Annotated in this window: 13 protein-coding genes; 2 read left to right on the top strand and 11 right to left on the bottom strand. The window is 53.5% G+C overall.

The features are described 5' to 3' along the window. Positions 1-9: 9 nt before the first annotated feature. The 11 genes from VB016_03405 to atwA all read right to left on the bottom strand — a co-directional run bounded on the left by VB016_03405 (position 10) and on the right by atwA (position 10,492). The gene (locus VB016_03405) at positions 10-924 is read right to left on the bottom strand and encodes a zinc ABC transporter substrate-binding protein (protein MEA4977581.1); all 915 of its coding nucleotides are present in this window, start codon (positions 922-924) and stop codon (positions 10-12) included. A 131-nt stretch (positions 925-1,055) separates the two neighbouring features. Further along, on the bottom strand, positions 1,056-2,663 hold the full coding sequence (locus tag VB016_03400) for an FAD-binding oxidoreductase (protein ID MEA4977580.1): 1,608 nt from the start codon (positions 2,661-2,663) through the stop codon (positions 1,056-1,058). Between the two features lie 67 nt (positions 2,664-2,730). Continuing rightward, positions 2,731-3,186 carry a GIY-YIG nuclease family protein gene (locus tag VB016_03395; protein MEA4977579.1) on the bottom strand — a complete coding sequence of 152 codons (456 nt, stop codon included), beginning with the start codon at positions 3,184-3,186 and terminating at the stop codon, positions 2,731-2,733. After that, positions 3,158-4,099, bottom strand: a complete 942-nt coding sequence (locus VB016_03390) for a methyl-coenzyme M reductase family protein (GenBank protein MEA4977578.1) — start codon at positions 4,097-4,099, stop codon at positions 3,158-3,160. The genes VB016_03395 and VB016_03390 overlap by 29 nt, the downstream gene beginning before the upstream one ends. Then, a complete protein-coding gene (locus VB016_03385; protein MEA4977577.1) occupies positions 4,092-4,658 on the bottom strand; it encodes a methanogenesis marker 17 protein in 567 nt (188 codons plus the stop codon). The genes VB016_03390 and VB016_03385 overlap by 8 nt, the downstream gene beginning before the upstream one ends. 9 nt (positions 4,659-4,667) lie before the next feature. After that, positions 4,668-5,891, bottom strand: coding sequence for a methanogenesis marker 15 protein (locus tag VB016_03380; GenBank protein ID MEA4977576.1), 1,224 nt, complete (start codon positions 5,889-5,891; stop codon positions 4,668-4,670). Further along, positions 5,888-6,325, bottom strand: a complete 438-nt coding sequence (locus VB016_03375) for a methanogenesis marker 5 protein (GenBank protein MEA4977575.1) — start codon at positions 6,323-6,325, stop codon at positions 5,888-5,890. Before VB016_03375 ends, VB016_03380 begins: the two co-directional genes overlap by 4 nt. Before the next feature lie 2 nt (positions 6,326-6,327). Further along, the gene (locus tag VB016_03370; protein MEA4977574.1) at positions 6,328-6,744 is read right to left on the bottom strand and encodes a methanogenesis marker protein 6; all 417 of its coding nucleotides are present in this window, start codon (positions 6,742-6,744) and stop codon (positions 6,328-6,330) included. After that, entirely contained in the window at positions 6,741-8,255 is a 1,515-nt protein-coding gene (locus VB016_03365; GenBank protein MEA4977573.1) for a methanogenesis marker 3 protein, read from the bottom strand. Before VB016_03365 ends, VB016_03370 begins: the two co-directional genes overlap by 4 nt. Continuing rightward, positions 8,252-8,872, bottom strand: a complete 621-nt coding sequence (mcrC, locus tag VB016_03360; protein ID MEA4977572.1) for a methyl-coenzyme M reductase I operon protein C — start codon at positions 8,870-8,872, stop codon at positions 8,252-8,254. Before mcrC ends, VB016_03365 begins: the two co-directional genes overlap by 4 nt. Beyond that, positions 8,873-10,492: a methyl coenzyme M reductase system, component A2 gene (gene atwA, locus VB016_03355; protein MEA4977571.1), complete on the bottom strand. Its 1,620-nt coding sequence runs from the start codon at positions 10,490-10,492 to the stop codon at positions 8,873-8,875. Positions 10,493-10,646: 154 nt separating this feature from the next. On the opposite strand from atwA, the gene VB016_03350 reads away from it, so the two are divergent. Both VB016_03350 and VB016_03345 read left to right on the top strand, forming a co-directional pair. After that, positions 10,647-11,609 carry a DUF2111 domain-containing protein gene (locus VB016_03350; GenBank protein MEA4977570.1) on the top strand — a complete coding sequence of 321 codons (963 nt, stop codon included), beginning with the start codon at positions 10,647-10,649 and terminating at the stop codon, positions 11,607-11,609. Next, the gene (locus VB016_03345; GenBank protein MEA4977569.1) at positions 11,602-11,922 is read left to right on the top strand and encodes a hypothetical protein; all 321 of its coding nucleotides are present in this window, start codon (positions 11,602-11,604) and stop codon (positions 11,920-11,922) included. The genes VB016_03350 and VB016_03345 overlap by 8 nt, the downstream gene beginning before the upstream one ends. Positions 11,923-11,931 lie beyond the last annotated feature (9 nt).

Raw genomic sequence — 11,931 nt, 5'->3', positions numbered from 1 at the left:
TCCGTAGCTTTAGGAAATATTTTCTCCCAGTATCTCGATCACTTGGGCAAGATATTCGACCCAGTTTGATGCGAGCACGTTTATTACTATGATATTTACATATATTTGCATGTCCCAAAGATTTTTCTGAGACAGACCATTGATTTCTTCAGAATTGGAGAGGAACACATTGATCGGATTTTCTTCGGTCCCCCCCTGAAGCATAGCTATTCCGGTGGGATTAATGGTGGACTGAGCGACTTCCATAAGTTCCAACTCTGTTACATTATCGGGAAGAAGGTATGCCCACGAAGGGTGCCATACGATAATTTCACCTGTAGCCTTGTCTGTTAGGTATTCCTCTTCGAGCTGAATGAGGACATCTACCTTGGCCAGGTAGCTGGCACATCCCGCTTCGAATACGGCCGCGTTGTCCGCTTCGAGCTCGATCATCTTATCCTTTATGTACTCGGCTATAAGTGCCAGGCGCTCCGGGGATGCCCATACGTGAGGGTCCGTCGCATGTTCATGTCCTTCTCCGGTGCCCTCATGCTCCTCTCCTTCGAGAAGAGGGTCCATTATTCCAAGTTCGATAAGCTCTTCGCAGCATTCGAACGTGGTGACGTTCTGCTGATCTCTTATAGTTTTAAGATTGACCTCTTCCCATTCGATCCCTGAGCCCACGGCAAAATATGCCACCGTATTTCTGGATGTGACTATTCCGGGCGTTATCTCGGTCGCGTGGGGACTGGTGTTAGATTTTAAGAAAGATACGACAGTATACTCATCGCCGACGATCTCCTGGACCATTTCCTGTTGCCAGCTCATCGTCGTGTAGATATATTTCGTATCATCGCTGTCATTTGTCAATACAATAACAGAAACTGTTCCCGCTAGGGCGAGCATTGCGACCAACGACACTGCTGCGACAGCGCTTTTATTCATAATGCATCCTACAATGATCGACTATTAAAGATTAGCTAGAATCTTAATAACTATAGAATTCCAAAGAACGGATTTTTAATAAATGGGATAGAAGTGGAAGGTGTTTTTATAAGAAGTTTGAAGGGACGTGCTCACTGGGAGCCGTCGCCGAGGACGCGGAACCTTCCCTCTTCCACTTCGTGCTCCATTTCACTGTACCTGAATCTTTTCAGGTTGTCGCTGAACGTGGTGTCGGCCGGGAGGAGCTTCTTTACTCCCTGGATAAGCTGGCTTCCAAAAGACATGAGCTGCTTGCCCATGTTGATGCCGAACCTGGTCTTTCCGCAGACGAGGTGCCCCGGATTCATTATGTCGCGGGGGTCGAGGGCGGTCTTGAGGTCCCTCATAAAGTCGGCGGTCTCTCCATCGTGTATGACGTCCATGTTCCAGGCGAAGAACACTCCGAAACCGGTGGTCCTTCCTCCATAGAGGGAGGCCCTGTCTCCGAGGTAGAAGTTGAACGAGAATGCGGTCATGCCCAGCAGCGACTCGTCGTCCTTGAAGTAATAGGGCATGAAAAGCGCGGTGCTGCGGTCTACGATTACTCCGATGACCCCTCCGGCCTCCATCTTCATTACGTCGAATCCCTTGTAGCACTCGTCAACGAATTCTCCCCAGTGTTTGGCGGGAACTATGACTTCTGCGGGGATTTCTCCGACCCCGACCTTCCTGGCCCTGAACTCGTAGCATCTCTCTGACCACTCGTGGTCGGCGATATTCCTGTCGAGCTTCTTGCCGCCGAACTCAGATATGATCGAATCGATCTCTTTTTCCTCGAGGTCGACGAATTTGGCATCTCCCTGAAGGGCTACGAGAAGCACGTTCTTCACATTGGGTGCGTGAATGCCGGCCTTCCTCTGGTTGGCGAAGTGCTGGTAATCGGACCAAGCGATGTGGAGGGGCCTGATGCTGGGATGGGCTATGATCTTCTGAATCGGTCCGTGCATGTCCTTGAGGTTATCGAACTCGTAGGCGACGGGCCTGATCTCTCCCATGGGGTAGATCCTCATGGTCACGGTTGTTAGAACTCCGAGGGTCCCTTCGGCACCTGCGAAGAACTGATTGAGGTTGTAACCAGCCATATACGATCCGATGTGGTCATATCCTGTCTCGATCAGAGTTCCGTCGGAAAGGACGACCTTCATGTTGAGAATATTGTCTTTGGCGGAGCCGTACTTGTAGCTTCCCGTGCCCATTCCGTTGGTCGAGGTCCATGCGCCGATCGTCCCTGCGGGGAAGCTTGACGGGTAGGAACCGACTATGAAACCGCGCTTCATGCATTCGTCGAGTGCGCCTTTCCATGTGCAACCGGCCTGTACCTTTACGTACATGCTCTCGGTGTTGATCTCAAGGACCTTGTTCATCTTCGAGGACATGTCTATAACGATGCCTCCGTTGGTAGGCATGCATCCGCCGAGTCCCCAGGTCGCGTTGCCCCTGGGTATGATGGGAATTCCATCTTTGTAAGCGAGGGCGACGATCTTTGCCACCTGCTCATCCGTCTCCGGCCTTACTATCACATCGGGCATGTTCTTGAAAGCCATGCCTGCCTCCTTAGGAAGGGGGGCCATGTCATGGCTGTATAGGATTTTGTCCATGTCGCCCGTGTTGATATTGTCCTTGCCTACGATACCCTCAAGTTTGGTTATCATTTCAGGAGTCACTTTACGAGATAGAATTGCTTCACTGTTTGCCTTCATTTGTTCCCTCCACTTTGCAGTGTGCGGACTGATTATAGAGTCTGAAGACCCTGATACATTATAAGGATTACCACTCACGGGCGCACGCGAACAGGGGTTCCAGCGGTTTCATTCCGAGACTTTCGACCAGCGATATCTTTCCGGCATCTGGCACTGATAAAAGATGACAATAACAGCGACAATCCGAGGAACCGAAACCCTTGACCGTCGGCCCGAATCCCAGTGATGTTGCGACCTCGGTGATCTTGCACTCCGGAACTGGCCCTGGGCATTCGGAGACATAAGCTTCCATATTTATTGCCAAAGACGTGATATAATCAATGTGCCAGCGTATGTTTTTTTGATTTGACAGATGCCTGCGTACACGTTGGTCGAGGCCGTTCATGGCACTTCCGACATAGCAGTAATCGCCCGCCTTTAGGAATATCCTGCCCAGGGATCCGACGTTGATTTCGCTGTCGTCCGGGAGGGTCATGAAAACGACATAGGTGCCCTTACGGTTTCCTTGCCGCGTTCCGGGCATCGTCGTACTCTACCTCCGAGCCCGTCTTGATCTTGACGAGCATGCTGCTGCGGTCTAGTTTAGACTCGGTTATCTTAGCGATATCTCCCAGCCTGCGGTCGTAGACCATTATGTCGCTGACCGCCCCTATATTCTCGTCGTACGGAATCTTCGCCCTGAGGCCGTCCATGTGAAGAACTATCGGGGACGGTCTGAGGCACATATCTATCGGCGGATAGTTCTCGAGTACCTGCTTCACTTCCGACGGATGGACGAAAAGAGGGTCCTCGGACATCCTCTTCCTCTTGTCCTTCAGTACCTCCTCGGTCATGGAGACGATTTCTTCGAGCTTTTGCCTCTCCTCCGACGACCTCATCCTTTCCGATTTCCTTCCCACGCCCGGAATTATGCCCTCGCAATAGTCCTCCAGCCCCTCCGGCCTGGGACCGCACACGAGGATCAGCGGTATCTTGATGTCCTTCATGAGCTCCGCTTTCGCCTCTATGCATGATTTAAAATTGCCGAAACAGAAAATCGCCGCGTCGTACTCGTTGATGATGCCGACCTCTGACGCGGATATCTGAGACGTGTGCTTTCCTCTTCCTCTGGCGAGTCCCATCACGATCGAAAGCGCACCCTTCCTTCTGAGCGCTTCTGCTATATCGCATATCGGATGGGGCATGTGGTGGCGCCCCAGCGTGGGACCCACTACCGCTATCTCTGTCCCCGCTAGCGGTACCTCTTTGACCTCTCCTCCGATCTCCCTGCAAAGTGCGGAAACCGTCTCCTTGTCCTCACTGGGAATGGACATGGTCACTGTAAGCATCTGGGAGCTTCTGATCTTCTGCAGGACTGCTCCGCCCACATCCTCTATCATCTCGAAAAGTTCGTCCGAACGATAAACGCCGCCATCGTACATTATAACTTCAAACATCTGCCGAACCTCCCATCGCTATATGGACCTCTGCCCCTTCCTTCATGTACTCGGGCTTCATGATCTCCTCTGTCGCGACCACCGTGATAACAGTCCCGGTGATGAAAACATGGCGCACTCTGATGCCTTCGGGCATGGACCTCCATACCGAGCCTATGATCTCCTTGATGACTTCTTCGCCTGATGCGACCACTGTCTTGCTGACGGTCTCGAGGTCGGCGTTAGATACCGACATGTCGAAACGTGTCTGTTGGTCTACGCTGTTCCTGCCATACTTTGACCACATCGCCTTGAGTATCTCCGGCGCATATCGCTCGTCCGTTATGGTTATATGGACCCCGGATCCTTCTTCGCGAAGGCTGCTGACGTCCGCTATCGTTTTGCTGACAGGCTGCGCGCGCAGTCTGACGGAGAATATGAACAGCGGGATCTCCGCCTTGAGCACGAGCTCTGCCTTCTCGATCGCCAGAGCCTCGCCCAGATCGTTCATAATGTTCCCGAAAAGTACCCTGTACCCCTCATTCCCGAACGGGTCCGATCCATGAACCGTGATGTCCATTTCTTTACCTCACAGGAATCCCGAACTCAGCAATGCTCCTCCGACCGCCCCGATATATTGAGAGTCCGGCGGGACTATCGGCATCTCGCCGAGTATTTCTCCGACCGCCTTTACCAAGCCGGAAATGAGCGATGTGCCGCCTACCTGGATGATCGGATGCCTTACATCGATCTCCTGAAGCTGCTGTTCGTATACCTGCTCTGCGACGGAATGACATGCCGCGGCCGCGACGTCCTCGAAGGTTTTCCCTTCTCCGAGCTGCGTGACCAGGTCCTGGATTCCGAAGATCGAGCAATAGGAGTTCATCTTGGCGTTCCTCCAGTCTCCCTTCATCGCGAGAGGGCCGAGGTCCTCGATATCCACTTTCATCCTCTTGGCCGTCATCTCCAGGAAACGTCCCGATGCGCCGGCGCATATGCCTCCCATGGTGAAATTGTCCGGGACTCCGTCGCGGACTGTGATCGCTTTGTTGTCCATACCTCCGATATCGAGGATGGTCGCCTCCCCCCTCTGCTTGTTGGCCAGCCAGACCGCGCCTTTCGAGTTGACGGTGAGCTCTTCCTGTACCAGCTTGGCATTGTAGTACTTCCCCAGGGTGTAGCGTCCGTAACCTGTTGTCCCTATCGCCTCCAGGTCCTTGAGCTCTATTCCCGCCTGTTTCATCGCTTCCATAAGCACCTGGTCTGCGGACTTGACGACGTCCCCCGACCCGGTCCAAGCTTTTCCGATTATCTTATTGTCCTGCATGATGACGGCCTTGGTGGTGCTCGAACCGGAGTCCAGGCCCGCGGTCAGCCCTGTCTGCCTCTCCCTCGCCAACAGCTCTTTCCTCGAAACGATGGTGACGAGCGCCTCCATCCTTGTGAGCATCTGAGAGGCCTTCAGCCTCTCCGTGAAAGAGTATGTGACGACGGGCAGGTTCGTGTTGTCCTGTATGAACCTCCTAAGCTCGTTCCTGACCAACGCGGCCTCGGCGCACCTGAAGCATGTGCATATGAAAACCGCGTCCGCATCGTATTTTCCGTCGGCCAACGAGGCTGCCCTTGCGATCATTAACTTAAGTTGATTGGAACGGGGGTTGAACCCGAAGCGTTTGACCGCATCGTCCACATCGTCCACGCTTACATCCGGATAGACCATCTTCGCGCCTACCGAGAGGGCGGCCTTCTCGATCTCATGCTGCACGCTGCTGTATTCTGTCCCGCAAGACAGCTCTGCGATTTTTATTGTCATTTACCTAGTCCCTCCAGAAACTCCTTGGCGCTGATGACGAAGTTCTTGGCGTCCTCCTCGTTGGAAGGGTATACCACGTGAAGTGTCGGGATGTTTCTCTTTTTAATCAGATATTTCAACATTTCGTTGGATCGCTCGCACCCGACGCATCCGAAACTGTACGGCGCATTATCCATTATGATGGCCGCTTCCGCCTCCTCGATCATCGGCCCCCACATCGCCATCCTTCCCCTGATTCCCGAGGGGACTTCGACGCCTGCATACTTTAGGCCCCTGACCACGTCGTCCAGGGTCACGTTCATCGGGGGCATGTCTATCTCCAGGTTGTCGATCTTCTCCTGGATCGCGGCCATGGCGCTGAGCGGCTCATGGCCGAATCTCTCTACAATATCGAACAGTATCAGACTGTTCGGCGGGTCTATGAACACTTTCATCGTTACTCCTCACAAATCTTTTTGAAATCTCTTACCGAAAGAGGTTCTTTCACCGGAATCTTTTCAACGGTCTCGCCTCTGTCGGCGCAATCCAGGCCGTGCTGCACGTTGGAAAGCAACGCCCATTCAGCCTCAAGTTGGCAGTACCCGGGCCTTGTGCCGTGCTGGGCGCGGCATCTCCTCGGGTCGCCTGCCGGATATGCCCTGCGCTTGGAGAATACCTCGTTGGTGTATTTCTTGCGTACCTGGTCCAATACTTCCTTCACGACATCCTTTCTGCCCTCGACAAGGCAACCATAGCATGTCTCCTTGACCTTGACCTCTTTGTTCATCGCGTGTATCGAACGGACGAGCTGGTCGGGCGTGAGCATGGAGTTCGGTGAAATCATAAGCAGCCTTGTCTCTCTTTCGTCGCTCATATGTTCTCCTCCGTGATGTATATGACCTTGTCCTCCTCCGCTTCCGCAAGAAGCCTGCTGAGGTCGTCGGCAAACCTGCCGATGATGTTCGTCCCGTACGGCTCCTCGCCTGTGGGCCCGTATTCCTTGCTGTCCTGCAGCCTTATGCCCATCAGCCCGCAGTATGGGCGGGCCTGGTTGGTAACTCCGATGTCCCCGCGCTTGACCCTCTTGAAAAGCTCCTGCGGATGGAGGAGCTTGCCTCTCATCTCGTCCCCGTAGAAGGTCATCATCGAAGCCCCTTCGTAAGTGAACTGGACCTTCATTGTCCCTATCGGCTTGTGGCTCAGGCCGGTGACCTTTCTGAAATAATAGGACGTTTTTTGGTCCTTGGCGGTGATCTCTATCCTGTATATCCTGTCGCGGGGTACCGCGAATGTTTCGACGACCCCGGCCTTCATGGCCTCGATGGTGCGTTCAGGGGTCTGTTCAACTATTATCGCTCCGTCCGAAGTGTCGCCCTTTCTGATCTGTTCTACACCTGCCTTGGAAAGGAACTCTCCGCCGGCCTTCTGGGTCATTCCGACCGAGAGTGTCCTGGGAGGTTCGGTTACCACAGATATCCTGTCGCCCTTTTTCGCCATCGAGATCATTGCCAACCCGCGCTCGACCTTGCCCGCCGAGCTGTGCGACTGAGCGACCTGCCTCTTGTCCTTGTAAATGTATATCCTGCCCTTCCCGGTACCTTCATTCCTTACCGTTACGGCACCGGTCTCCCTCACCGCCGCCTTCTCGGATTTTAAATCGGCGTCCAGGTCCTCGGAGCTTGCAATGAAGCTACCCGTCTGATCGGTGACCTCCAGATTCAGGTCCGAGGCCGTGATGAGTATGTGTTCGACGGCTATCGGGGACTCCGGATCCAATTTTATCAGCACGTTGGTGTCCACCGAGTATCCTTCGGCCATCGGATATGACATGTCCGATGTTACATCGACGTTCTCCGTGCTTATTTCTGACATCACCGGGCGTATCTCGCTGATGCCTTCGCCCTCGCGCAGTTCGTCGATCAGATGCCTTCCGACAGTTATGCGTCCGATGCGTCCCGGCCCTGCGCCGTATGATTCTCTGTGATCGTTCCTGGCGACCATTATGTAAGTGGTCTGATTGTCACCGCCTCCCAATGAGAAGAAACAGTCGAACTTTCGGTAAAGACGGTCGGCCGGGTCTGACTTTATGTCCGAAGGAAATGCTCCCAACGCAACAATCTTACGGGTGACCCACCTTGCGGTCACTCCTTCCACCGTACTGATCATCGACCTCCATTTTTCAGCATCGGGGCTGTCGTCGAGATGAAGGACCATGTTCCCTCTCGGCGTAGTGAGTTCGAAATCGTTGGTCTTCTCTGTGACGGTCTCCACCGACAGATGCACCGCCACCAGCGCCCCTTCGTAATATTGCTCGCCGGTCACAGCTTCTTTGAGCGTGGCTCCGGCCTTCAGCACCTTCGGTCTCCCGTTGACGGTTATCTTCATCTCATACCTCCGCTGGGAAGCATGGACTGGACCTTGGAAACTATCTCATCGAGCTTTTCCTGCGGGCAGGTAACGCCCCTTATTACCCCGGTGACGATATGCACTATCTCTCCCTGGGTCTGTATCTCGTCGTCCGGAGGCATGACGTGTGCGGTCTTCACCCCTATGGCAGCGAAATCTTCGAAATCCACAGGGCATTGAGCTACGATAATGGTGGGCAGGTCGACATTCCTGAGTATCAGCCTCGCCTTGTATACTATGTGATTCCGCACGTTTCCCAGGTGGATCAGCACGACCTTGAACTGCCTCATGCGGTCGACTTCGAGAGGATCCAGTCCGAACCTCGAACCTGTGCTGACGTCCGGGGCGTCCGAAGGCACCCCCGACCCTGCGTTAACTACCAAGACGCTGGTATCGATGCCTTCTTCCCTGAGCGCATAAGTTATCTCGCAGACCGGTTTGGTTATGTGCCTCTTTCCCGGCCCCATTGCCACTGCCACCACGTCCCTTCCGCTGTCCGATATCGTGGCCCTCTGCGCCAGAGCGCCGCCGACTCCCAGCCCCATGGCTTCCCTGCATTCTACAAAACTCAGGTGGCGCCCTATTTGCTGCTTCATTCATTCACCCTCGGAATCGTCGTCCTGAAGTTCCTTGAGCCCGAACCTCTGGATCACCGAATCGGGGGTCCCCATGTCCTCTACGACACCGTTCCTTATGAATGCGACACGGTCGCAGACATTCTCGACGAAATCCATGTCGTGACTGACGACCACGAACGTTTCACCGAGGGTCTCCCTTGCGCGGATCACGGATTTGGCGATTATCGTCTTTGTTATCGGGTCCATCGTCCCGGTGGGCTCATCCAACACTATAATGCGGGGCTCCCTTATCAGAACCTGCGCGAAGGCTATCCTCTGGCACTCTCCGACGCTCAGGGTATCTGGGTAGGAATAAAGTAAGCTCTCCATGTTTTTCTTGTCGAACCCTACGCTCTGAAGCACCTGTATCGCCTTGAACTTTGCAAGTTCCGCAGGCATTCTGGTGCCTATGCTCGTCGTCAGGTTGCTGAGTATGTTGTCAAAGGGATAGAGAGTGTATTCCTGATGCAGGAACCCGATGTACGGTGTGGCGCGGCCCTTGCCGCTCGGACCCATTTCGGACATGTCCACCCAGTCGTCCCCGATCCTTATCTTGACGGACCCCTTGGTGGCAGGCGTCATACCGGCGACCATCCTTGATGCTGTGGTCTTTCCTGCACCGGACTTTCCGACAAGGCCGAACACCTCGCGCTCCATGATGTCGAACGTTACTCCGTCGACCGCCTTGACCACTCCTCTGACAATAGAGAAAAAGTGCTTCTCTGCATTCTTGAGCGATATTATCGGCTCCCCCAGGTCCGCGGCCTTGGTTCTTTCGAAGGTGTATCCCTCCATGAATCTATCGGTGATCTCTTTGGGTTTACCCTGCATCACCACATCCCCGGAATTCAGCCAAATAGCTTCGTCCGCCATCTTGTCCACGGCCTCGGGCCAGTGGGACGCGAAGACCATCGATATTCCTCTCTTGCCCACATAATCTACAAGCCGCTCGTGCATTAATTCGGCTGTATACGGGTCCAATGTCCCGGTCGGCTCGTCGGCCAAAAAGAGAAGGGGGTCCCTGGCTATCTGCCTTGCGAGTACTATCCTCTGCTTCTCTCCTCCGGAGAGGTCCCTCGCTATGTGCGTCGTCCTATGGGTCATGCCCACGAATTCCAAGAGGTGGAGGGCCATGTCTGTCCGGGCCTTGCCCTCTGCGCGGTCGCCGATCGCCTCGAAGATGTTCTCTATGACCGTCTTGTCCCCGAACAAGGCGAACGTCCTCTGAAGCATTATCGCGATGCGACCCTTAAGTTGGCGCCTGAGAGGGTCGTCGTCTTTTAGAGACCAGAAATCCACCGTGATGGTTTCGGTTTCACAGCCGCATTTTGTGCATGGCGTTCCTTCGAACGGAAGATCGAGGTTTCCGCATTTGGAACACCTGTTAACTCTATACAGCACTCTTCCAGAGTCGGGTGCGTAATCTTCGCTTCCCCTCAGCATCATAATCAGAACACTCTTGCCCGCGGCGCTTTTGCCGATGAGCCCGAGTATCTTGCCGGTCTGGATTGTGGCGCTCACATTATTAAGGACGGTCTTGTTCCCGAATTTTTTGGAAACGTTCTGGATAATAACGAAGTCGACCGACTTTTGAACCATAAGTGATAAAAGCCACCTCGATATAAAAAACGCGCGAACATCCAGTATAGAAAGATAGATCGTCTTAAGGTTAACATGTATTTACGGCGTTAATATCTATCTCGAACCGATACCAATCAATTACTTTATTTAGATGGATGAATGATACATCCATATGCCCATTCAACAACACAGGGGGGCTGGCGGCCCAATACCCAAATTCAGCGATTATCATATTTGGAAGGCATTGGACTGCCTGAACAAGAACAAACCCGTAGGAAGGAAAAAACTATCACAGATCCTGAATATAGGCGAGGGCAGCACAAGGACTATTCTCAGCATACTTCAGGAGCACGGGCTGATCGACATTGACAAGAACGGCGTGTCCATAAACAAAAAAGGCTCCGGATGCTACAATTCGATGTCCATGGATGTCAGACCGATAGATATGGGAAGCCTCACCATCGGCGATTTTGACTGCGCCGTGCGTATACCGAAAATCGCCCGCAGGGTGAAATATGGATGCGAGGAGCGAGACATAGCCATAAAAGCCGGAGCGACCGGCGCAACAACGCTTATCTGCAGCAACGACAGGCTTATTTTTCCTGGGTCCGGATATACCGTAGAACCCGAACTGAACGATATTCTGAGAAAGAGCATCACGATTCGAAACGAGGACGTCATAATCATCGGAACCGCCTCGACCCCCGATATGGCGGAAGAAGGGGCCATCATGTCCGGCCTGTCGCTCTTGGGAGGGTTACAATTCGATAGGGACCTCAAAGATATCCTTTCCCATCGGAGCACCGGCAATGAACTGATATCCCTCGCATTTGCGATCCACGACCTGGTGGGGGGGCTTCCGGTATGCGCCAAGAGCCGTGACAACCTTGGAATAAGGATCGAGAACGGCGTGGTGATAGACAATGCATATACCGGCCAAGTCCTGGAGGAAGTTATCACGGTGGGAACCACTATACGAAAGATAGCCACTTCCGGGCCGTACAAAGGTATAAAGGTCATTGTGACACCTATTGACCTGGACAACCGTGTCATCGCGGCCATAGGTGTGGTCGACATACGTTCTATGGCAGGGGTTGACAATCTGATTAGACTTAGTGGTGATGAAAATGACTGACCATTGCAAAGTAACGGTGGATTCGGGCGTCTGCAAAATGATCACGGTGATCAATGCCCGGGAAAATGAGATGGGACTTATCGAGCTTGCGATCGAGAGCGATTGCCCCCATATCCTGATGATGTCCTGGCACATGGAGCCCATCAGTCCATATACGGAGGTGGAGGCGCCCATGTGCGAGACCGAGGTCTATAAACTGGTCAGCAAATATCTGCCCCATGCGGCCTGTCCGGTCCCATGCGGCATGGTCAAAGCGATCGAAGTCGCCGGAAACCTGGGTCTCAAAAGAGACGTTACAATAAAAATCGAATGATTTGATTTC

Source organism: Methanomassiliicoccaceae archaeon (assembly GCA_034928305.1).
In the GTDB taxonomy this organism is placed as follows: domain Archaea; phylum Thermoplasmatota; class Thermoplasmata; order Methanomassiliicoccales; family Methanomethylophilaceae; genus VadinCA11.
Note: the sequence above shows the minus strand (reverse complement) of the source record. Positions and strands in the feature narration are given on the sequence as shown.